Genomic DNA, 24339 nt, shown 5'->3' on the forward strand with positions numbered 1-24339 from the left:
GATATCCTAAAGCAAATCATAAAAACAACTTTTATATTAAAAAATTGATTTACACAACACTTTTAAATATTGCGATTTTTCAAGGAATAGTCTTAGGCTTAGTTATTTTAAAGTCTTCCCTATTCAATAGTAATTCAAATAAATATTTAGCATACTTACTATTTACACTTTCAATTATTTTACTAAATCATGTTTTTGAGATTGAAGACGCATTTACCCCTTATCCTTTTCTACGCTTTATTGACCACATCGAATGGATATTTCTAATACCTGTTTTCATTTTTCTATTTATTATAAACAGGATTGATGATACTGTAAAAAGCAAACAAAAAATTTATTTGTGTTTTATTCCATTTGCCTATTCCGCTGTCCTTAATATCGCACAAGATCTTGATAATGTTGCAGGAATCTATACTATTCCTGAGTCAGGTATTGTTCTAATAAAAATACTTGGTCTGATTCACCTTGCTTTAGCCCTTACATTCATCCCATTCCTGCTGCTTTACTCTTATTTTATGATAAGACATTTAAAAGATTCACAGGAAAAAAAATGGATAATTACCTTATTAACAATTGTATCTTCATTGGTATTCGCTTTTCTTATTATCTATATAACCAGCTTATTTCTACAATTTGACCTTTCTTCTACTATGAGCGTCTTGGCTTTATCTGCAACATTCATCATTCATTGGACATCTTATATAGGCATTTACAAATACAAACTGGCCAAAAACAAAGATGCTGTTTATAATTTTCTAAATACAGATTTAGCTATTTCGTATAACAATCTGCAAATTGTAGAAAATAGCACACCAGAAGAATATAGAGAATCTATCACGGCAGATAATCTTTATTTTCAAAAACTAGAACTTCTTTGCAAAGATCAGCACATTTATACCGACAGTACATTAAACAGAGAAAAAGTCGCTGAAAAACTAGGCATTAGTGCGGGATATGTTTCACAAATTATAAACACAGTAACAGGAGATAACTTTGCCAATTACATTAATCAATACCGTATAGAAGCTGTCAAGGAAATGATCTCTAATTCTGAATACGAAAACTATAATTTGTTAACGATGGGATTAGAATCTGGATTTACTTCTAAAACGACTTTTTATAAAACCTTTAAAAAAGTTACTGGTCAGACACCGAATGAATATAAAAATACCAACAAATAAGTAGCACTTTATACATTTTTAAGTTTTTTTGAAATCTATTCCGATCTTTTTTTATGCAATAGCAACTTAAATATCTATTAGCATTAATAAAAGAGAGCCTCTTTTATTAATGCTAAATTTTCCATTTTATACAATTTTGTTATTACTGTTTAATTATCTTGAAACTTTCACTAGCTCCATTTTCAAAACTAATTTTTACAAAATAAATTCCACTATCAATATTTATTGGAGTTACCGATATTTTAGAATTTGTGCTAACATAATCTTGTTCTAGAACTTGTTTTCCGTTTGCATCAAAAATGGACACTTTTACATAATCGGAAAAAGCAGTTTGAAACTCAATCTCAAAATAATCGTTAAATGGGTTTGGATAAACCACGTATGATTTATTTATCATTAAATCAAAATCTGGATTACCTAAAGTAGAACTAAAATTTCCTCCTTCATTATTATTTTTATCCAATGAAGTAACTACAAAATACTTCGTGTCTTTTAAGGCTTGCGAAACAACCAATTCATTACCCACAACAATATCGATTATCTTAGAACCATCATCTTTATTGGTTATGGCCTCAGCAGAGTTATTAAAAGCATAGACAACATATTTTACAGGCAAATCACCATCTGAAGCGGCTGCGGGAGTATCCCATGTTAGTGTTGAATTAACAAATCGGATGTTTTCTGGAACATTAGGACAAATAGCATCTTTACCTGCAATTGGTGGTGCAAATGACTTGTATTTGTATTGATTGTTATTTAAGACATCATTAATAGTTTTTGAATTGCTTTTTATACTAGTGTAATTGTATCCAATTTGTCCAAAAGTAGCGTCCATAGAAATGGCTCTATTTTGAATAAATTGATTTTGTATTTCACTTGCTGCCCAATTATTTGAATCGGTCATTTTGTAGTAAGCCTGACTAATATACAATTGTTTTCCACTAGCTTTGGCTTGATCATTCCACCATTTTGATAGAGCCACATAATCTTGAGATCCAGTAATTTTCCAATACAATTGAGGAGCTAAATAATCTACCTTACCCGAATTCAACCACGCTATTGCATCACAATAAAGAGCTGAATATGCTGAATTTCCAGAAATTCCTGCGGGTATTCCACTTTTCCAAATTCCTGCAGGACTAACACCAAAAACGATATTTTTATTTAAATTGGCATTTATAATCTGTATCGCATCGTAGGTTCCCGCGATCATCTGGTTTACATTATCTCTTCTCCAATCAGCAATTGTAGCAATGTTGTTTGGATTATTATCAATATAGGTTTGAGCATCTTGGTTTGTAGCCATTCCTCCATTGGGATAGAAATAATCATCAAAATGAATTCCATCTACATCATATCGTGTAGCAATATCTTGTACAATACTAATGACATAATTTTTTACTGCAGGCAAGCCAGGATTTAATATTTTTTGTGAATCAGCAGATGATGTAAACCACCAAGTGGGTTGGGTAACTGTAATATGATTGGCAGAATTAGTGTATGCAGAGGCTGTTTTTGCTCGATATGGATTTAACCAAGCATGTAAATCGAGCCCTCTCTTATGAGCTTCGCTTATAGCAAATGACAAAGGATCCCATAAAGGATTTGGCGCTAAACCTTGTGTTCCTGTCAAATAATATCCCCAAGGCTCAATACTTGAGTTATATAAGGCATCACACTCTGAACGAACTTGAAGAAAAACGGTATTGTAGCCATTAGCTTTTAGATTATCTAAAATTGCAATTAATTCTGCTTGCTGTACTGCTGGTGTAGCTAATCGGTTTGTAGGCCAATTTAAGCTGTAAACTGAAGCTAAAAAAATACCTCTCAAATCGCGCTTTGGATTACTTTTGTTAAACTCGGCATCCATTGAACATTGTGCAGTACCACTGGTTAGCACTCCAATAAAAAAAAGTAAAATCATTAAATAGTTTTTTTTCATAATTAGTTGGTTTTAATTTGGTTATTTAACACAAAAAAACAACAATACTTTTAATAAATACGTTTTTTTGCGTTTTACCAAATATACAAAACTAAATAATGCAAAATAATGCAGATTCATAAATAAGCATCAATCCCTTTTTTTCGTCATTAAACACTGAAAACACGCTATTTTAATAGCATTTTAGGTCTTTCCTACTTCTGCAAAGATCAGCACACTTATACTAAAAACACATTAAACAAGGAAAAAGACGCTAAAAAACCAGGCACAAGTGCAGGAGATTAGAGTCTGGATTTACTTCTAAAACCACTTTTTATAAAATCTTTAAAAAAAATCACTGCTCAGACACCGAATGAATATAAAAATACAAGCAAATAAGTACCACTTTATACATTTTTAAGCTTTTGAAACCTTTTCTAATCTTTCTTATGCGAATTTTGGATTCAAATAATTCAAATCACTTTTTATGAAAAAGATTTTATTGCTAGCTGTTGTTACAGTTTTAGGTTTTACAAATGTTAATGCCCAAAAAATTAAATTTGGTGCTAAAGGAGGTTTAAACTTTGCAAATATTAGCGGAGATAATACCAAAGGTATGGATGTCGTAACATCATTTAATTTTGGTGTTTTGTCAGAAATTCCTGTTTCTGATAAATTTTCTTTCCAACCCGAATTAATGTATTCTGGTCAGGGATATAGTTTCGATGATAATACAGTTGCCTTAAGTTATCTGAACATTCCTTTAATGGGTAAATATTATTTAACAAAAGGATTGAGTGTTGAAGCCGGACCGCAAATAGGTTTTTTACTTTCTGCCAAAAATGAGAAGATAGATGTAAAAGATTCGTTTAAAACTTTTGATTTTGGTGTTAATTTTGGCTTAGGCTATAAACTTGACAACGGACTTAATTTTGGCGCAAGATATAATCTGGGATTAACCAATATTAATAATGAAGAGGGTTCTTCTAGCAAAAACAAAAACGGAGTATTTCAATTATCTGTTGGCTATTTCTTTTTCTAAAACTTAATAATTTCAACACTTTTATACCCTAACATTGTATAGAAAAATAGTCGCTTTCTTTGCCAGTTTGATTTCTACCCGTTTTACTATTACAGGTTTTAACATGGTTGGGGTAAATAATTAAATTAAAAGCTTTTTAAAACGTAGCTTATAATTATTTTTAAACGAAAATGTTTTCATTTCATGATTTCAAAGAACTCAAAATTGGTATTAAATATTCTATTACGAATCCTAAAACTCCTTAAGAAATTAAGGAGTTTTTTAGCTTACCGAGTGCCACGGATTGTAAATCCACTTTATCGGAATAAATAATTTAATCCCTTTAAAACATGAAATAATTATTCTTTCGTATTATTCTGTTTTTTTGATACTTTTTATATGCCAGAGATAATCAATTGGCTATTCGAAAAACTCTTTATTGTTTTTATCTTTCCTGAATAATTTATATTCTTCTTTCGCAATAGAATCCAATTCTCTACTAGCAAAATAACATAGGCATGTTGCTGAAATGTATTTTTTCTTTTTATATAATTCGTCATCATAGTGACTCTCAACCACTGGCATATTATCTGCTATTTTTTTACTGTCAGCTCTAATCTTATCCCATTTATCAATAGGAATAATAGTTTCAAAGAATAAATCTTCTTTTTTTGCTAATTTATAAATAGAGTCATTTTTATATCCTTGGAAGAGGCAGTCATAAAACGCTCCCATTTTATAAGAGTTAACCCATCCATTAATGGATTTTTTTTTGCTATCTAAAGATCCGGGATAATAGAAATTATCTCCATAATAGGCATTAAGATTATCAGTTCCTTTAATACTTGTGCAAGAGAACACTGTTACTAGTAGTAACAGTGTTGCAATTCTGATTATTAATTTAATATCCATATGTCTATTCTTTCTATTGGTCTCTCAAAAAAGCATCCATATACACAATTTCCCAAATTATTACTACCAGTAAACATAAGATCAGAGTGCCCAGACATTCCAGTTTTTTCACTATAATCCTTGGTAGTTACCATCGAATAAATTCCCTTAATATCTTTAAGTAATTCTGGAAAATTTTCCCCATTTGTACCACCTTCACTCCCTAAATAAGATATGTGATTAGTATTTGAAGGATTTGTTCCAAAAGTTTTTCTCATCCAAATGTTTAACTCCCTAGCATTTAAAAAAAAGTATTTCCCTGTAAATTCTGTGCCTCCACCTTCAATTGTTTTACCTGGTAAATTAGGAATTACAATACCTGATCTGTTTAATGCTATCGAAACTTTTGCAGCACAGGTGTTTTCGGTTATTCTCGGATATGCAGTTCGTATTTCTTGTACTTTGCCACCTATTAAACCATATACATTATCTGCTCCTACCATAAGTTTTCCATCTGTAGAGCGAGCCATTCCATTATAATAATCATTATAACTAGGTAAATCTTGTTTAGGAAAAGTTAAATTTGGATTTTCCCAATAAGCAACATCATAATTCCAATCTTGCCCTTCGGAAACACTCATAAACCAATTATTAAATTGGTCAAATGTTGTATCAGGATTATTCTTGAAATAATCCAATGCCCAAGGTACAAAAGTTAAAGTTTCTGGAACATAACCTCCTTCTAATGTTTTATTTCTTTCTATATAAAAATCAATACTTTTTCGAGCTTCCTTATATTCAACTCTTAACAATAGGTCAATTTCTTCGCGGTTCAATACAGTAGTATAGTAATTATAAGGATCATACATAGGTATTGTTAGAATAGGCGTATAGGGCACCATTTTAGTGCACTTTCCTCCAGAACCTTGCTCAATACAAATAAATTCCGGTGTCCAATCTGGACTTGGACTCGTTGGAGGAAAATAGGCACCTGATCCTTGACTCGGAGTTGAAGGTGCTGTTACACAACCCGTACATCCACCAGGATATGGGCTAGGGCCAGGATTAGTAGGACGAGGAATAGGAGTACAACTTTCAGAGACAATCCAACCAGGTTGTTGCCCAGATGTACCAGTGCATGGCTGCCCTGGAGAATGATTCCCTCCTGCAGTACATTGTTTAGGGCTGTAGGTTGTTACGCAAATAGTTAGAGGTTCATCTATTACTCCATCTGAACCTATTTCAATTGTACCTTTACTTGTATTAGCAGTTGCTGTTGCTTTGTCAATATTTACTTTTCGTTTATAGTATAAATATTCAATAGTTTTACTTCCTGTGAAATCAATATTATCATCTGGTTTTACAAGATGTTTTCGTATCGATTCTTTATAATTTTCATCGGGATAGTATGTCACAAGATAGGCTGCATCTCTTAGCGCATCTTTTTCAATTACAAGATTTTGAAAAATATAAGAATTTCCAGAATCATTAATTATTGGTATTGTATAAGAAGTATAATCGTTTAGTATATATTTTTTTACTCGGTTTGATAAATCTAAATTAAATAAATTTTGATTTGTGTTTTTTAAATTGTTCGCATTTTGTTTAAGTTTTTTTGAAGTCTTCTGTAAAATTGGGCTTAAATAATTATCTTTTTCAATTTCATCGAGACTTATATTTTCTTCTTTTATCCCAGACAGCAATTTTGTTGTCGCGCTTACCTCTTGCGGATTTTCAAATGTTTCATCATTACAGTTCGAAAACAAAAATAAAACTGAAACAAAGGCAATCCCTAATTTAATTTTTCTCATTTATTTATGGTTATTGGTTACTAGAATTAGATGCTTTAAGCTTTTTAAATTAAAAGTTATCAGCATTTTAACTCAAGTAAATATATAACAAGAAATCTTACAAATATGTATTACTTATCTTTTATTAAAAAAATGTACCGATTTGTATCACAACCATCTGAATACAAAAAAGCTAAAAAACCATATAAAAGTAGAACTAAAGAAACAGGAAGTTTTTATACCTTATTTCACTCGTTCCTTATTATTGAGCACAGATTACAAATCTTTGGATTTCATATCGGTAATAAGCATTTTATTAATCTCATCTAGAAATTCGATTTCGTCTAGAGGAAGCAACTGCATAACTACTTTTAATATTAATGCAATATCGATAGATGAATCTCTAGCTGTATTTGAAACTTCAAGAGTTTCGTGATCTAATGCCAGAGTACATAATTTCAACATATTAGTAATAACGTATGAAAGTTCACAGTAATTTGACACCCTGATTTCTGCAGTATAACTACCCGTTTTATCGTTTACGGGTTTTATTGTCGTGAAATATCTAGCAATTAATTGCCTAAAGTCCTCAGTGTTTACAATTCCTTGTGCTTCCATAATTTTGATTTTTGCACGTTAAACATTATTTATATTTTCTATTTTTGCTTCTTTCCTACAAAAGAAAGACGACTTAGTACTGTACCCAACCATTAAGGATTGTATCTTACCAAGCGGTACTTGTTTTTTACTAAAACCTATTTTTTAAGAGAATTTTAAATATCTTTGAGCTATGAGCACAGCAACTAAACCAAAACATATAGGCAGAAATATTAGCCGAATAAGAGAGCTACGCGGAATGAAACAAGACGCTTTAGCCTCTGCAATTGGAGTAAGCCAACAATCTATATCTAATATTGAAGCAAGTGAAACTGTTGACGAAGAAAAGCTACAAGCTATTGCCACAATTTTAGGTGTTTCTGTAGAAGCAATTAAAAATTATAGCGACGAAACAGTTTTAAATAATATTCAAAATAACTATGAAGGAGCGGTAATTAACAGCGGTCCAACGATGAATAACAATTGTTCTTTCAATCCATTAGATAAGGTAATTGAACTTTACGAACGTTTGGTTCAAGTCGAAAAAGAAAAGATTGAATATTTAGAGAAATTATTAAAAGAAAAATAAGCTTTTTAAAATTGCAAAAACTCCATTAGAAATAATGGAGTTTTTTTATGCCAACAACGAATCAACCCTCAATCAAGCAAATCACAAAAGTGGTTTTTCCGTCTAGATTCTTAAAATCCAGATAACCGCCATGAGCCTCGACAATGCTTTTGGAGAGTGTTAATCCAATTCCTGCTCCTTCTTTTCGTGTGGTAAAAAAGGGTAAGAATACTTTGTTTTCTATTTCTTCATCAATTCCGCTTCCATTATCTGTAATCTTTATGAAAATTCGGTTTTCTTTAATTTCAGCAACAATTAAAATCTGTTTGTTTTCAATATTTTCTAGAGCATGCATACTATTGGTTAAAAGATTAATTAACACTTGCTCTATTTGTTGCTGATCGACAAATAACCAATATTTAAAAGTAATTGCATTTATGACTTCAATTCCTTTTTCTTTGAATAATGGATTCATAACCTGAAGACAATATTCTATAAGTTGCAACAAATCAATTTTTTCTTTTTGTGGAGAAGGCAGCATGGATAATTTTCGATATCCTTCTACAAATTTCTGCAAAAGATCGCTCCTTCTTAACATCGTTCCAACTCCATTTTTGATATCTTCTAAATCATCCGAAGAAATAGAATCCTGCTCTACCAATTCTTGAAGATTTTGAGAAATCGAACGTATTGGCGTTATCGAATTTAAAAGCTCATGAGAGATCACTTTCATTAAATTCACCCAAGCTTCTTTCTCTTTTTTCTCGACTACATTCTGAATCGAATCAAGCAAAACAATAAAATAATCTAAATCGCAAATCTCTGTCCTAGATGTTTGCATGACAAATGTTTGTACATTTTCCTGATTTACACGTATTTCTATCGAAGTTTTGATTTCCTGAAAACCCTGTTCTTCAATAACATCACATAAAGCTGGCAGATGATTTTTTAAATACTTCCATTTGGTGATTTTTGGTACATCAAAATATTTAGAAAAATAATCATTCATCAAAAAAATATTCCAGTCATCTCCTTCCTTTTGTAAAATAAAAATTCCTGTTTCAATATTATTTAATATCGAACGATAAACAATATCTCGCGAAACTTCTTCTTTTTGTTTCGTCTTTAACGTATCATACAAATTGAATAAATCATCATAATTCTTATTGAATCTATGTTTAGAAAAATCCGAAGAAAAATCATCTTGCAATATTGAAGCTATGGTTTTATTATAAAGCAAAACGAAATTTTTGACATAAAAATACATTTCACGAATAAGTAAAAAAACAACAAACAAGCTAAATATGGTTGTAAAAAACAAATCCTTTTTAAAAAATAAAATAGTGATTTCAATACCCGCTAATATAAAAATCAACCTTAAAAAAAGGAGATTGTATATTTTTAATGATTTAAACATATTAGTTAATGCTAATGTTATATTTTTCTAAACGTCGATATAAAGATCCTCTTGATAATCCTAATTCTTCGGCTGTTTTACTAATGTTATTATTGTTTTTAAGCAATGCTTTTTCTACAGTCGCCTTCTCTACTGTTGAAAGCTGAATGTCATCTGAATTTTCATCATATGCTGTTATCTGATCTAGATCCAAATCTGAAACTGTAATCAGATTGTTTTCACAAAGAATAATTGCGCGTTCAATTTTATTCTCCATTTCACGGATATTGCCTTTCCAAGCATGTCTCTCAATTTGCTCAAATACTTTTTTATCAAAAGCAACAGCATCTCTTCCATATTTTCGACTCATTTTTTCCAACAGATATTCAGCAAGCGGAATTTTGTCTTCGTTTCGTTCTCGCAAAGGCGGTAAAACAATTTCCATTGTATTGATACGATAATATAAATCTTCTCTAAAGTTCTTATCCTCAACCTCTAATTTAAGATTTAAATTAGTCGCAGTGATGATACGTACATTAAGCGGTCTGGCTTTTGTTTCTCCCAATCTTGTTACTGTTTTTGTTTGAATAACCTGTAACAGCTTAGATTGCAAATGCAAAGGAACATTTCCTATTTCATCTAAAAAGATGGTTCCGTTTTGAGCCATTTCAAAACGTCCCGGAGTATCCATTTTCGCATCCGTAAAAGCACCTTTTGCGTAACCAAATAATTCACTCTCAAAAATATTAGAATTTAAAGATCCTAAATCAACTGCTACAAAGGGAGCCCTTTTTCTTTCTGATTGACTATAAATATGATGTGCTAAGACAAATTTACCTGTTCCGTTTTCACCAAGTATCAAAACATTAGCATCCGTTTTGGCTACTTTATCCGCCAGCGAATATGCCTTTTTTATAATCTCTGAATTCCCTACAAAAAAGTCATCATTAATAGTAATATCTTTAGCTTTTCTTTGGTTTTTACGACTTTTATCAACGGCTTGTTTTACCGATTCTAGTAATTTCTTATTCTCCCAAGGCTTTAAAATATAATCAAAAGCACCCGACTTTAATCCCTCAACTGCTGTTTCTACTTTACCAAAAGCGGTCATTAAAATAACTACCGTTTTTGGCGAGAGCGCATTTATTTCTTTGAGCAAATACAAACCTTCTCTTCCGTCCTCAAAACCTATCCGATAATTCATATCGAGCAAAACGACATCAATTGTATTTTTTGCTAATAATTCGACAATGTTTTTTGGATTATTGAGTGTGTAAATATTCTCAAAATACTTTTTTAGGTACAATTTTGAGGCAAAAAGGATGTCTTCTTGATCGTCTATGATTAATATTGAAGCAATTGTCTTTTTCATTTTTGTTCAGTTTTGGACGAAAGGTGTCCAATTATGGACAGTATGGATTTTATTTAAAAAATAAAAACTTAAAAACAAGGTAGTTACAGTGTTTAAAATTTTGGCATAAAAATCACATTAGAGTTTGTAAATCACTAATTACTAACACCTTTCGAAAGTAAAAATAACAAAATAAACATCTATAAATTGCATTGTGAAATATCTTAATTTTCAGACGTGTTTCTTTTGCTTCGATGATAAAAAAATAAAGAACTTAAACACTAAAAAAACAACCATGATTACTATTAAAAAGCTATCAAAAATATTTAGAACTGAGGAATTAGAAACCAACGCGTTAAGTGAAATTTCATTAACGATTAACCAAGGCGATTTTGTTTCGATCATGGGACCATCGGGAAGCGGAAAGTCAACTTTATTAAATATTGTTGGTTTACTAGACAGTGCTTCTGGCGGAAGTTATTTGCTTCTTGACCAAGAAATGGTAGGATTAAAAGAAAAATTGAGATCTAAAGTCAGAAAAGAAAATATTGGTTTCATTTTTCAGAATTTTAATTTAATTGATGAAATATCCGTTTATGACAATATCGAATTACCATTAATTTACAACAATATCCCAGCAGCCGAAAGAAAAACAAAAGTTCAAGAAATCGCCAATAAATTAAACATCGCACATCGATTAAAGCATTATCCACAACAACTTTCCGGAGGTCAACAGCAACGTGTTGCAGTGGCAAGAGCCTTAATAAATAATCCGAAAATAATTCTTGCCGATGAACCTACAGGAAATTTAGACAGTAAAAACGGGAATGAAGTAATGGAACTGCTTACCGATTTACATGCCAACGGCGCAACAATCTTAATGGTAACTCATTCTGATTACGACGCGTCTTTTTCTCAAAAAACAATTTTAATGAAAGATGGAATTATACTTTCGGAAAAAATAAATAATAGAAATGTTGATGTATTTGTAGCTAACCCTAAAAAACTAGAATCATGCTAAAAAATTGGATCAACATATTTATCTACCATATCAAAACCAACAAACTCTTTACTGCTTTGAATGTTTTGGGATTAAGCATTGGAATTTCTGGGTTAATTTTTGCCATACTATATTGGAACAACGAACATTCATACGACCAATGGAATCCCGATAAGAATAAAATATTTTCGGTCATGAACGATATTGGAGAAGGAAACATCTGGTCAGTAAACCCTGCAACGAGCGCACCAATATTAAAAATGATTTCGCCAGCTTTAGACAGTTATTGCTACACCCAAGTTGAATACTACAAAGAGACAATTACTTATAAAGAGAAACGGGAATTACTAGACAAAATTTATACTGCACAAAGTACTTTTTTTACTTTTTTCCCTTATGAATTTATTCATGGTAACGGAAAAACTGCTCTTAAAGACCGTAATAGCATGGCTCTATCTGAAGAAACTGCTTCTCGATTATTTGGGAATGAAAATCCTATGGGCAAACAAGTAAAGTATTTAGATAAACTATTTGTCGTTAGAGGAGTATATCGATTAAACCATAAATCATCTGTAATGCCTTCAGCAGTAACTACCATAATCGAGGAAGATCTAGCGAAGAATAAAGATAAATGGAGCTACAATTTTGGATTGATGCTCAAATTAAAAAAAGAAAGCGATACTACTTCGATCATTAAAGATTTAAATACCATATTTATAGATAAATGCCTAAAGATACAAGCAAATCAAGAAGGCTTATCTGTTGAAAATTTTATAAAAAAATATGGAGAACCAGTTAAATCAAGTTTGCTTTCACTACCCAATACCAGACTATACAAAGGGAATGATCCTTTTCCAGGAGACAGTGGGAATTTACAATTCTTAAGAATATTGATGGGATTATCTATTCTAATTTTATTACTGTCGATTGTAAATTACATCAATTTAGCTACAGCCAATGCTGTAAAGAGAGCCAAAGAAGTAGGAATAAGAAAGATTGTTGGTGCAGGTAAACCACAAATCATTGTTCAATTTGTATTTGAGACAGCATTAATTACTCTTTTTTCTCTTTTATTGGCATTAGTAATAGTAGAGCTCACCTTACCTTTTTATAATTCTTTTTTAAACAAAGACCTTATACTTGAAGGTTCCCAATTTTACATTCAATTAATACTAATTTTTATAATTGTAATTATTGTTGCTGGAGTTTTACCTGCCATATATGTATCTAATTTTGAGCCATTAAAAGTTTTAAAAGGGAATTTTTCTCGCAGTAAAAACGGAATATGGCTGCGAAACGGAATGCTGGTCTTACAATTTACTATCGCTACATTTTTTATTATTGGCTCATTTATAGTTTACCAACAAGTAAAATATATGACCGAGAAAGATTTGGGCTTTAAAGGCTCACAAGTCATAGATGTAATTTTTAAGAGTAAAGAAGGCAAAGACCAATATGACAGATATAAAATAATTAAACAGCAAGCACTAAATATTAAAGGTATTGAAGCTGTTTCAACAGGATTATTTTCTATTGGTAGTGATGAAAATTCTTGGGATAGTTTTTCATATAAAAACAATAAAGGAGTTTTAATTCAGCGTATGGGAATTGATTTTGGAATACTGAATATATTGGGTATCAAAATAACAAAAGGAAGAGACTTAACCGATAAATTTTCTTCGGATACAATATCGAACGTTTTATTGAATGAGACAGCTGTTAAAGCAATGCAAGAAGCCAACCCAATAGACAAAGTAATTAATTGGAGAGGAAAAAACTATAAAATAGTAGGCGTTGTAAAAGACTTCAATTATTTTGGACTTGAGAACAAAATAAGCCCAATGATTTTTATGCATTTAACAACCAACGCTATAAAAAAAGAAATCCTACATAATATTTCTTTTAAAATAGCTCCACAGGATATGTCTAAAACGATTGCTGATCTTGATAAATTTTGGAGAGCAAACGTAGATGCAGAATATCCATTTGAATACAATTTTGTAGATAAAAATTTTGCTAGAAAGTACAAACAATATGAGAATCAAAGTCTTTTATTCTCTTTACTAAACATCATTGTTATTGGTATTGCAGTATTCGGATTATTTGCTTTAGCCTCTTTCTCAATGGAACGAAGATTACGAGAAATTGCGATTAGAAAAACACTCGGTGCTGAAACCAATGTTTTACTTCAGGAATTATCAAAACAATATATTCTTTTTTGCGTGATTGGTTTTGTAATCGGAATCATTCCTGCCTATTTCTTATTGGAAAAATGGCTTGAAAATTTCGCCTATCGCATCAACATTCCTATCCTGCCATTTATAATCGCTTTTGTATCATTATTGTTTCTGACACTAACAATTGTTTTAGCCAAAGCATATCAAGTAACAAAAGTCGATGTTTTAAAATATTTAAAATACGAATAAAACCAACCCATTATTAACTACAAAAACTCCTTAATTTCTTAAGGAGTTTTTAATTTTTATATAATTCTTCTTATCGTTAATACTACCGGAAAACCTTATTGAATTTTAATTTTATTGTAATCAATCCATCGTTTTAAATTCCCTGTAAATCGTTTTAAATGATCCTCATTCAAAAAGATATTTGTCCAAGTATCAAATCTGTCGCATTGCATACTAATATAATACAACATAACTCCCAGACAAACCAATGGCAATATTCGCTTTTCCTCTACACTTATTTCAATTACAGATTCATATCCTTTAAGAAAACTTTCTGCTTTTACTTCATAATCCTTCTCATCAGGATTTGTAACGTATAGCTGAAATAAAAAGTATGAAATATCCAAACATAGCCATCCATTACCACAGAAATCAAAATCAAAAAACGTTATTTTATTTTCTTCATTAAAATGCATATTATCAAACCACACATCTAGATGAACTGCTCCAAATCTAACTTCATTGTTTTTGATTTTGGCAAATTCACCTTGAAGAAAATTAGCTAGATTTTTCAAAAAAAGGATTTCGTTAGTTTCTTTTTTAAAAAACATCTGTGTTCGCTTAATCGAATCTATCAGCAAAACACTATCGTTATATGTCACTCTTTTTAATTCAAAATTTTGAGTTGACTTATGAACTTTGGCTAAAGCTTGACCAATAAAAAAACTTGTTTCTGCGTTAAATCTTGCTGATTTTACACCATCAGCAAACGAAAACAATACCCCGAATCTTTTTCCTTCGGGAGCATTTAATTCTTGTATATATTCATTTGAGTTGTCTGCAATAGGATATGAAACAGAAGTTTTATTTTCCCACAGATAAATCAAAAGTCTCAACTCTTCAGTAATTTCTGCTTTAGTTCTCCAATCAAAATTATAGACACGAAAAACATACTTTTTATCAACATCAGTAACCATATAAACATGGTTCATTGCTGCTCTAAAAAGAGTACACTCAGTATATTTACTTAAGCCATACTCCCGTTGCAATAATTCCCCCAGTTTGCTAGCCGAAAGTATTGAGCTTATTACTGGAAATTGTTGCATCCTTTTATAATTTATCTGTCATTTTGGTACTTTGCCATTAACTAATTTATAAAGAGCGAATGAAAATAATTCACTGAATCATAGATTAGTTAAAGCGTAATGTTTGTTGGACGAATATAAGAAATATCTTTTTTTGCCTTAATTAACAATGCGCATTAAAACAAGGCAGATAACTATTTTATTTACCATCAAGGATATATCATAAGGAATACAAAAGCAAATAAATTAACTAGAAGCACTACTCCATAAACAATATTAGACTTTCCTTTACTTAATGACAGCATTACAGTAAACACCGATAATGCTAACAGAACAATCGACTTAATATCAAGCCCTAAAATAATAGGCATATCCATCATAATACAAACTGCTGCAACGCTAGGAATAGTTAATCCAATACTTGCCAAAGCAGAACCCAAGGCTAAATTTATACTAGTTTGGAGTCTGTTTTTTCTTGCTGCTATAATAGCTGCAATTGCTTCAGGCAATAAAATAATAGCCGCAATTACAACCCCAACCAAAGTTTTAGGCAAACTATAACTAACGATAATACTCTCGATTGTAGGTGAAAGAGTTTTTGCCAATAACACAACAATACCTAAACTTACAATAAGAAAAGTAAGACTAGTAAAAAAAACCTTATTGTTAATGATTATAGGCTGAGCTGCATCTTCATTTTCATCATCTCCAACTGTGAGGAAATATTGTCGGTATCTACTAGTTTGTGCAAATAGAAAAGAGGAATAGATAATAAGACAGGCCGCAGAAGCAAAAACCAATTGCGGTACTGAATAATAAGACCCCAAAACACTTTCGGTAAAAGTAGGAAACACTAATGTAAATACGATAATCGAAACCAACGATACTAATCCAATGGTTACAGAAGAAACAGAAAAATTCTGTTCATAATGTTTCAAACCACCGATTAAAAGGCACAATCCGATGATACCATTAAGAATAAGCATTGTCGCAGCAAATACAGTATCTCTAGCGAGCGAAGCTGCTGCTGCACCCTCTGACATCATTAGCGATATAATAATTGAAACCTCTATAACTGTTATTGATATAGCCAGAATAATGGTTCCATAGGGCTCTCCTACTCTTTCTGCAATTATCTCGGAATGATGTACTGCCGACATAACACTAAGGATAAGTAGTATACTTGCTACTATTTGAAAAACGCTACTATTCTCAACAAGTCCGCTAAAAAAGAGAACCCAGGATAGTATTGGAATAATAATTGTCCACTGAAGTAATTGTTTCATTTTTTTTATAAATACTAGTAAATTAATTTTTAACCAATAGATTCTATCATAAATTGGCTTTTTATTTTTTCCAATATAAAACTTTTTTACTGGAATTAGCGAGAAACCATATTATATTTAACGTTCTATTATTATAATAATCGCCACTTTAAATTAATATTTTAGAACAAATACCTATAAATCACTAACAAAATAGCTCATAAACAAGTTCTTAAGAATCATAATAGCATTAAAAAATTCAAGAAGCTTTTTTTATCTTTATATTCAAATCTCCCTCTTAAACAAAATTTCATTTTAACATTAACACGCTTCAAAGTGCATTAGTAAATAGCTAATAATTCTACAAAATCACTTTTCTTTTATCTCAAACAATAAAATTATTATATAAAAATTAAATAACTTAAAATGATTAAATCAATCCATCTATTTATCATTACTGGAGGACCGGGAGCTGGCAAAACAACTATTATCGAAGAATTAAAAAGAAGAGATTATAACTGTATAAATGAAGTTGCTCGTGAGATAATTAAAGAACAGGTAGAATCAAATGGAGAGGCCTTACCTTGGGCTGATAAAGAAAAATTCACATTATTAATGCTAAAACGCTCCATTGAAACTTATATCGAAAACAAAGAGAATTCAATCATTACTTTTTTTGACCGAGGAATTCCAGACGCTCTAGCATATACCGAACTAATCGAGTTACAACCTCCTTCACAACTCACAAAAGCAGTTAAAATGTATCGTTATAATCCAATTGTGTTTATCCTTCCACCTTGGAAAGAAATATACCAAACAGATTCTGAACGTAAACAAACTTATAAAGAAGCAATAGATACCTACACAGCAATAACAAATACTTACAATAATTGTGATTATCAATTAATCGAAGTACCAAAATTAGACACCAAAAAAAGGGTTGATTTTATCCTGTCTATAATCGAAAGCAGATAATCAACTCTCAAAAAAAATCAATTTATATAAACCTAAATTACATATAAATATTGATGCAGAATATACAAAATACCTTTAGCCAATCCCCATAACAATACTGCCATTCCTAAAAATCCCCAAGCCCACTTGCGATTTCGTCTGTTCCAACTAAAATAAAACATTACAATTTCCCAGTACTTAATAATCACAAACACACATACTCCAATCAATGAGACCCATATCATTTCTAAAGATTGATTGTAAAAACTGTATAGCAAAACTAAAAGGAAGAAAAAAACTGCTACAAATTGTAAGTAAATATAATTTTTATAATTATGCTTATAATTCACCTTTAGAGACAGAATCAGAAATGATACTATTAATAGCGATGTCAATGCCGTTACAAAATAAGACAAGATAATACCCGATTGATACAAGAATATTGCATCAATAAACAAAGCTAAAACTGTACAAGTTGCCAATGAATATATACTTCTTTCAACACGAACATCTTTATAAGGAATCAGAACTGGATATATATATCTTTCGATTGAACGCCAAATCGGCAAAGCATAAATAGCCACAAGACTCACTACAACAACCTCATAATAGTATATTTTATCTTCTGGAACTTTATATAACACGTACAAAATAGCAACGGTTACAATAATTGCAGGAAAACAAATTGTCTTTACCACTTTCCATTTATTTTTTTCCCAAAAGTTGCTTTGTATTTCATAAATATACTTCCTAACAAGATACTCTTTAGTAAACAATGCTGTTGATTGGCTCCATATCAAACAAAACCCAATATGTATAAGTACAGTACGCAGAACTATATCTTCGACATTGCCTCCTATAAAAACACAAACAATACCAATCAGCAATAGTTCATAAGTTAACAAGACTTCCGAAAACAACACTTTAAACAAAGGTTCAAATTGTTTCATAAGAATCTTAATAATCAAACTCCAATAATTACGAAGCAACCCCATTACCCCACATACAGCAATGAATGCAGCTAAATACAGCATCCAGTTTGTAATTGATTGTGCTTTTACCCACAATTCAATAGCCGTTTTTTTTATTGGAGTATATAATACCCGAGAATTTACAAAAACCTCATTGGCCATCTCGTCTCGCAAACTATCATTAAGCGCGGGAAACAAATTCTTATGTTTTTCCCAATAGATATTGGCATCGGAACCATTTTTCTGCAATACAGCAAATTCATATAGCACACTTTTTTGCGAATCATCAAGCAATACAACTTGGCTAACAACACTAACAGGCGGAGTTTTCGCATATATACTTACACAAAAAAATAACAGAAGTAATACTATTCTTTTCAAAACTTAAACAGATTTATTCAATCAAAAATACTAATAATAAATTCATGCAAACCAGAGCCTGATTATATTTAATGCAAAAGACTACAAAAACAACATCAAGGCAAAATTAATACCCTAAAACAAAAAACCCGTTCGCTAAGCGAACGGGTTTTTTAATAATATATAATCTTAGTTATTATGCTTCGAATGGAAGTATAGAAACGTATGATTTATTATCTCTTTTCTTTTGGAACTTTACAACTCCATCTACTCTTGCGTGTAGAGTGTGATCTTTACTAATGTAAACGTTTTCACCTGGATTATGTTTTGAACCTCTTTGTCTAACGATGATGTTCCCAGCAATAGCAGCTTGTCCTCCAAAAATCTTAACGCCTAAACGTTTTGATTCTGATTCTCTACCATTCTTCGAACTACCGACACCTTTCTTGTGAGCCATGACGTATGAGTTTAAATATTGTTATTATTCTTTAGTAGCTTCTTTTTTTGCTTTTGGAGCCGCTTTTTTCGCTTTAGGAGCTTCTACTTCTCCAGTAGTTACTTCTTCTGCTACAACTGCTTTTTTAGCTGCTGCTTTTTTAGTTCCTCCAGCTGCAGTAATACCTTCAATTACAATTTGAGTAAGATATTGTCTGTGACCATTTCTCTTTTTGTAACCTTTTCTTCTTTTCTTTTTGAAAACGATTACTTTGTCTCCTTTTAAGTGTTGTAACACTTTAGCTTCTACTGAAGCACCTTCTATAGCTGGGGCGCCTAAAGTAATATTCCCATTATCATCTAATAAAAGAACTTTGTCAAAAGAAATTTTTGAACCTTCTTCATTAGCTAATCTGTGAACATAAACCTTTAAGTCTTTGCTTACTTTGAATTGTTGCCCTGCTATCTCTACGATTGCATACATACCAAATTGATTTATTGATTTTTAAGGTTGCAAATATACAATTAATAATTTACTATGCAATTTCTTAAAGTAAAAATATTTAATACTTATTAAATCTTGTCATTCAGGAGTTTTCAATTAATTAAAAAACATCTTATAAAGTAAAAAGACTGTTAAAAAACAATCAAAAAGACCACTGCTTTGTTATTCTTAATCAAAAAAAGTTATTTTTGGTGTAACTATTTCTAATTAATCATTACTTATTAAGCGTAATAAAAAAATTATTAACCTTTATGAAAAATCCAATAATTATGCTAACTGCAGCACTTATGTTAGGTGGAGTAGCTTCAGCTCAAAAAGTAGCTTTTGAAGAATACGATTTAGATAACGGCATGCATGTTATTCTACACAATGATTCTTCCGCACCAGTTGTTGTAACCTCTGTAATGTACCATGTGGGATCAAAAGATGAAAATCCAGAAAGAACTGGTTTTGCTCATTTTTTCGAACATTTATTATTTGAAGGAACTGAAAATATTAAACGTGGCGAATGGATGAAAATTGTAACTGCCAATGGTGGTACTAATAACGCCAACACATCTGATGACAGAACTTATTATTATGAAGTTTTTCCTTCTAACAACTTAGAGTTAGCACTATGGATGGAATCAGAAAGATTAATGCATCCCGTAATAAACAAAATTGGAGTTGACACTCAAAATGAAGTTGTTAAAGAAGAAAAAAGAACTCGTTACGACAACCAACCTTACGGGAATATACTTCCAGAGGTAAAGAAAAACATGTTCAAGAACCATCCGTATCGCTGGACAACAATAGGATCTATGAAAGATCTAGATGCTGCAACTCTTGACGAATTTAAAGCCTTTAATAAAAAATTCTACACTCCAAACAATGCTGTTTTGGTAATTGCTGGAGATTTTGATAAAGCAAAAACTAAAGAATGGGTTCAAAAATACTTTGGACCAATCAAAAAAGGAGAAAAAATTCAAAAACAAACTTTTACAGAAGAACCTATTACCCAGCCTATAAAAGCTAAATATGAAGATCCAAACATCCAAATCCCGATGCTTGTTGCTTCTTACCGCACACCATCTATGAAAACAAGAGATGCTAGAGTTCTAGATTTGATCTCTTCTTATTTAAGTGATGGAAAAAGCTCTAAACTTTACAAAAAAATAGTTGACGATAAAAAAATGGCTTTACAAATTGGAGCTGTTGGTTTTAGTCAAGAAGATTACGGTATGTACATTTTATACGGTTTACCAATGAAGCCTTACACTTCTGACGATTTATTAAAAGAAATCGATGAAGAGATCGTAAAACTTCAAACTAATTTAATTTCTGAGAAAGATTACGAAAAACTACAAAACAAGTTCGACAATAATTACGTTAATTCTAACTCAAGCGTAGAAGGTATTGCCGAAAATCTAGCTTCTTACTACCTGCTTTATGGCGATGTAAATCTGATCAATACCGAAATTGACCTCTATCATTCTATCACCAGAGAAGAAATTAGAGATGTTGCCAAAAAATATCTAAATCCTAATCAACGTTTAATTTTAGACTACGTTCCTACTACAAAGGCACAAAATTAAGACTCTTAGAATCATGAAAAAAAGAAAAATTATTTTAATCCTATTATTCGTAACAGGAATTATGCAAGCACAAGATCGTCCGCAACCTAAACCAGGTAGCTCGCCAGTAGTAAACATCAAAAAACCACAAACTTTTGTTCTAGCAAACGGCATGAAAGTTTTGGTTGTCGAAAATCATAAACTACCAAGAGTAAGTTTTAATCTAACCCTTGACAATGCTCCATTTGCAGAAGGAAACAAAAAAGGTGTAGATGAGTTAACAAGCAGCATGATTGGTGACGGAACTAAAAAAACGACTAAAGAAGTTTTTAACGAAGAAATTGATTTTTACGGAGCAAATATCAACTTTAGTTCACACGGTGCTTTTGCAAGTTCACTTTCTAAATATTCAGGACGAATCCTAGAGCTTTTAGCTGAAGGTGCATTACAACCTAATTTTACCCAAGCTGAGTTTGACAAAGAAAAAGCTAAACTTACAGAAGGTCTTAAAGCTGAAGAAAAAAGTGTACCTGCAATCGAAAGAAGAGTTGTTGATGCATTAGCATTTGGAAAAAACCATCCTGCAGGAGAATTTATTACCGAAGAAACACTTAAAAACATAACACTAACTGATGTAGAAAATAATTACAAAAGTCATTTTGTTCCAGAAAATGCTTATTTAGTAGTTATTGGTGATATAAAATTTAAAGAAACCAAAGCAGCTGTAGAAAAACTTTTTGGAAAGTGGGAGAAAAAAACACAACAAAAAGACACATATCCTGCTCCTGTAAACGTAGCTAATCTTCAAATTAACTTTGTTGATGTTCCAAATGCTGTACAATCAGAAATAGCATTAGTCAACACAGTAAATTTAAAAATGAACGATCCTGATTTCTTTCCTGCAGTAATAGCAAATCAAATCTTAGGAGGTGATTTTAACAGTTACTTAAACATGAATCTACGTGAAGCTCACGGATGGACTTATGGCGCTAGCTCTGGTCTAGGAAGCGGTAAATACACAACCAAATTCAAAGCAGCTTCTGCAGTAAGAAACGCTGTAACTGATAGCGCTGTAACTGAATTTGTAAAAGAAATAAAAAGAATACGAACTGAAAAAGTTTCAGATGAAATTTTAAAAACAGTTAAAGCTGGATATATTGGTAGATTTGTTATGCAGGTCGAAAAACCTCAAACAGTAGCCAGATACGCATTGAATATAGAGACTGAAAATCTTCCAAAAGATTTTTACGAAAAATACATTCAAAACATCAACAACGTAACTCCTGACGAAATACTTAGAGTAGCCAACAAATATTTCCTAATTGACAATATGAGAATTGTAATTACCGGAAAAGGATCTGAAGTAATTCCAGGTTTAGAGAAACTAAATATTCCTATTAGTTATTTTGATAAGTATGCTAATCCTACTGAAAAACCATCATTAAAAAAAGAGGTTCCTAAAGGAGTAACTGCTAAAAACGTATTTGATAACTACATAAAAGCTATTGGTGGAGAAAAAGCTGTTGCTTCTGTAAAAACAATTGCAATGCTAGGATCAACAACCATTCCTCAAGCTCCATCACCATTAACATTCACTTCCAAAATGGATGCTAAAGGAAAAATGATGGTTTCATTAGCCATGGGACCTATGAACTTAATGAAACAGGTAGTCAATGAAAAAACAGCTTATATTGAACAACAAGGGCAACGAAAAAACCTTGAAGGCAATGATCTTGCAGAAATGAAATCTAGCGCTGTTCCTTTTGAAGAACTACAACTTTCTAAAAAAGATGGATTAGTAATTGACCATATCGAACCAATCAACAACAGCGATGCTTATGCTATAAAAGATGGCAAAACAACTTATTTTTTCGATACAAAATCTGGATTAAAAGTTGCAGAATCTAAAATATCTGAACAAGCTGGAAAGTCAATAACACAAATTACAAATTTTGGTGACTATAAAGAAGTAAAAGGAATCAAAGTTCCTTTTAACATTATTCAAAATGTAGGCTTTGAATTAAACATCAAAATGTCGGAAGTAAAAATTAACGAAGGAGTTTCTGACGCAGATTTTCTTTAGAAGATTCTAAGTTCCTGAGATACTAATATTTTTAAAAGCTTTGTCAAAGTAAAAACTTTGACAAAGCTTTTTTTATGTTTTACTTTTCGCAAAAACATCTTACTTTTCACGAATATCTGCTCACAATTAAAAACCTACTTCTTTGCCGACAGATAAACTCCTATTAAAACAATAAAAGCTCCCAGAAGCTGAATTGGTGTAAGCATTTCATTATCAAGAAACCCCCAGAAGAAAGCTATTATCGGAATCAAATAGGTCACTGAAGTTGCAAATACAGGAGATGACATTTGTATCAATTTAAAAAACAAGACATTTGCAATACCCGTTCCCACTACTCCAAGGATAATTATAAATAAAATAGAACATTGGACTTTTTCATCATACATCACTTCATGAAATCCTGTGAAACTCAGAATCACAATTGCTGGAACCAATAATACTGCAAAATTCCCTGTAGTAATGCTCAACGAATTCAAATCAGACAAATACCTCTTAATCAAATTTACATTTATTGCATAACAAAGCGAAGCTATCACAACTAAAATAGCATAATAATAGTTTTGTTCCGGATGACTCATTGCTCCATTAAAAACCAAAAGCAAACACCCTATTAAACCAATAAAAACACCCAAGATTTGCCGCCTCTGAAATTGAATTCCAAAAACAACTGCTCCTATTATTAATGTATTTAATGGTGTAAGCGAGTTTAAAATTGCCGTAATCGAGCTATCGATTTGAGTCTCGGCAATTGCAAAAAGGTAAGCAGGCGTGAATGTTCCAAAAATCGAGGTCAACACGATGAACTTCCATTGTTGTTTTGAAATTTTAGCCAGACTTTTAAACCCAACCAATAACAAAAATAAGGATGCAAAGATAATTCGCAAAGAACCCAATTGAATCGCAGTTAAACCTATTAATCCTTTTTTTATCAAAATAAAAGAACTTCCCCAAACCAAGGCCAATCCTATTAAATATACCCACTTTAATTGTTTCAAACCCATACCGCC

The 24339-nt window shown here is 31.3% G+C and carries 20 protein-coding genes; 8 read left to right on the plus strand and 12 right to left on the minus strand.

Annotated features, from left to right (window positions below; all coding sequences use genetic code 11):
• The first annotated feature begins 44 nt into the window (after positions 1–44).
• Entirely contained in the window at positions 45–1181 is a 1137-nt protein-coding gene (locus OIU80_RS03820; protein ID WP_264285727.1) for a helix-turn-helix domain-containing protein, read from the plus strand.
• A 142-nt stretch (positions 1182–1323) separates the two neighbouring features.
• On the opposite strand, the gene OIU80_RS03825 is transcribed toward OIU80_RS03820, so the two are convergent.
• Entirely contained in the window at positions 1324–3123 is a 1800-nt protein-coding gene (locus tag OIU80_RS03825) for a glycoside hydrolase family 10 protein (RefSeq protein ID WP_264285728.1), read from the minus strand.
• A 466-nt stretch (positions 3124–3589) separates the two neighbouring features.
• Between OIU80_RS03825 and OIU80_RS03830 the strand changes: the two genes are divergently transcribed.
• Positions 3590–4144: a porin family protein gene (locus OIU80_RS03830; protein WP_264285729.1), complete on the plus strand. Its 555-nt coding sequence runs from the start codon at positions 3590–3592 to the stop codon at positions 4142–4144.
• Between the two features lie 399 nt (positions 4145–4543).
• On the opposite strand, the gene OIU80_RS03835 is transcribed toward OIU80_RS03830, so the two are convergent.
• The 3 genes from OIU80_RS03835 to OIU80_RS03845 form a co-directional block, all read right to left on the minus strand.
• Positions 4544–5035 (minus strand): hypothetical protein, encoded by a 492-nt coding sequence (locus OIU80_RS03835; RefSeq protein ID WP_264285730.1) that lies wholly within the window; start codon positions 5033–5035, stop codon positions 4544–4546.
• Entirely contained in the window at positions 5020–6825 is a 1806-nt protein-coding gene (locus OIU80_RS03840) for a T6SS effector amidase Tae4 family protein (RefSeq protein WP_264285731.1), read from the minus strand. The genes OIU80_RS03835 and OIU80_RS03840 overlap by 16 nt, the downstream gene beginning before the upstream one ends.
• A 255-nt stretch (positions 6826–7080) precedes the next feature.
• Positions 7081–7422: a hypothetical protein gene (locus OIU80_RS03845; RefSeq protein ID WP_264285732.1), complete on the minus strand. Its 342-nt coding sequence runs from the start codon at positions 7420–7422 to the stop codon at positions 7081–7083.
• Positions 7423–7594: 172 nt separating this feature from the next.
• On the opposite strand from OIU80_RS03845, the gene OIU80_RS03850 reads away from it, so the two are divergent.
• Positions 7595–7990, plus strand: a complete 396-nt coding sequence (locus OIU80_RS03850; RefSeq protein WP_264285733.1) for a helix-turn-helix domain-containing protein — start codon at positions 7595–7597, stop codon at positions 7988–7990.
• A gap of 61 nt (positions 7991–8051) precedes the next feature.
• Here OIU80_RS03850 and OIU80_RS03855 read toward each other — a convergent pair whose 3' ends face one another.
• Positions 8052–9209 carry a sensor histidine kinase gene (locus OIU80_RS03855; RefSeq protein WP_319004955.1) on the minus strand — a complete coding sequence of 386 codons (1158 nt, stop codon included), beginning with the start codon at positions 9207–9209 and terminating at the stop codon, positions 8052–8054.
• 178 nt (positions 9210–9387) lie between these two features.
• Entirely contained in the window at positions 9388–10737 is a 1350-nt protein-coding gene (locus OIU80_RS03860; protein ID WP_264285735.1) for a sigma-54-dependent transcriptional regulator, read from the minus strand.
• A 274-nt stretch (positions 10738–11011) separates the two neighbouring features.
• Here OIU80_RS03860 and OIU80_RS03865 point away from each other — a divergent pair, with 274 nt between their 5' ends.
• The gene (locus OIU80_RS03865) at positions 11012–11737 is read left to right on the plus strand and encodes an ABC transporter ATP-binding protein (protein WP_264285736.1); all 726 of its coding nucleotides are present in this window, start codon (positions 11012–11014) and stop codon (positions 11735–11737) included.
• A complete protein-coding gene (locus OIU80_RS03870; RefSeq protein WP_264285737.1) occupies positions 11731–14142 on the plus strand; it encodes an ABC transporter permease in 2412 nt (803 codons plus the stop codon). The genes OIU80_RS03865 and OIU80_RS03870 overlap by 7 nt, the downstream gene beginning before the upstream one ends.
• A gap of 95 nt (positions 14143–14237) precedes the next feature.
• Here the strand turns inward: OIU80_RS03870 and OIU80_RS03875 are convergent, their stop codons facing one another.
• Entirely contained in the window at positions 14238–15227 is a 990-nt protein-coding gene (locus OIU80_RS03875) for a phosphotransferase (protein ID WP_264285738.1), read from the minus strand.
• Positions 15228–15415: 188 nt separating this feature from the next.
• Positions 15416–16492 carry a calcium:proton antiporter gene (locus tag OIU80_RS03880; protein ID WP_264285739.1) on the minus strand — a complete coding sequence of 359 codons (1077 nt, stop codon included), beginning with the start codon at positions 16490–16492 and terminating at the stop codon, positions 15416–15418.
• A 405-nt stretch (positions 16493–16897) separates the two neighbouring features.
• On the opposite strand from OIU80_RS03880, the gene OIU80_RS03885 reads away from it, so the two are divergent.
• Positions 16898–17446, plus strand: coding sequence for an AAA family ATPase (locus tag OIU80_RS03885; RefSeq protein WP_264285740.1), 549 nt, complete (start codon positions 16898–16900; stop codon positions 17444–17446).
• A 32-nt stretch (positions 17447–17478) separates the two neighbouring features.
• On the opposite strand, the gene OIU80_RS03890 is transcribed toward OIU80_RS03885, so the two are convergent.
• The 3 genes from OIU80_RS03890 to rplU all read right to left on the minus strand — a co-directional run bounded on the left by OIU80_RS03890 (position 17479) and on the right by rplU (position 19675).
• Positions 17479–18777, minus strand: coding sequence for a hypothetical protein (locus OIU80_RS03890; RefSeq protein ID WP_264285741.1), 1299 nt, complete (start codon positions 18775–18777; stop codon positions 17479–17481).
• 175 nt (positions 18778–18952) lie between these two features.
• Positions 18953–19213 (minus strand): 50S ribosomal protein L27, encoded by a 261-nt coding sequence (rpmA, locus tag OIU80_RS03895; protein ID WP_007805051.1) that lies wholly within the window; start codon positions 19211–19213, stop codon positions 18953–18955.
• A 24-nt stretch (positions 19214–19237) separates the two neighbouring features.
• Positions 19238–19675, minus strand: coding sequence for a 50S ribosomal protein L21 (gene rplU, locus OIU80_RS03900; RefSeq protein WP_264285742.1), 438 nt, complete (start codon positions 19673–19675; stop codon positions 19238–19240).
• 272 nt (positions 19676–19947) lie between these two features.
• Between rplU and OIU80_RS03905 the strand changes: the two genes are divergently transcribed.
• Together OIU80_RS03905 and OIU80_RS03910 are read left to right on the plus strand one after the other, a co-directional pair.
• Positions 19948–21270 carry a M16 family metallopeptidase gene (locus OIU80_RS03905; RefSeq protein WP_264285743.1) on the plus strand — a complete coding sequence of 441 codons (1323 nt, stop codon included), beginning with the start codon at positions 19948–19950 and terminating at the stop codon, positions 21268–21270.
• 13 nt (positions 21271–21283) lie between these two features.
• Positions 21284–23332: an insulinase family protein gene (locus OIU80_RS03910; RefSeq protein ID WP_404827352.1), complete on the plus strand. Its 2049-nt coding sequence runs from the start codon at positions 21284–21286 to the stop codon at positions 23330–23332.
• Positions 23333–23466: 134 nt separating this feature from the next.
• Here the strand turns inward: OIU80_RS03910 and OIU80_RS03915 are convergent, their stop codons facing one another.
• Positions 23467–24333: a DMT family transporter gene (locus tag OIU80_RS03915; RefSeq protein ID WP_264285744.1), complete on the minus strand. Its 867-nt coding sequence runs from the start codon at positions 24331–24333 to the stop codon at positions 23467–23469.
• Between the last annotated feature and the right edge of the window lie 6 nt (positions 24334–24339).

Source organism: Flavobacterium frigoritolerans (assembly GCF_025847275.1).
Taxonomy (GTDB): domain Bacteria; phylum Bacteroidota; class Bacteroidia; order Flavobacteriales; family Flavobacteriaceae; genus Flavobacterium; species Flavobacterium frigoritolerans.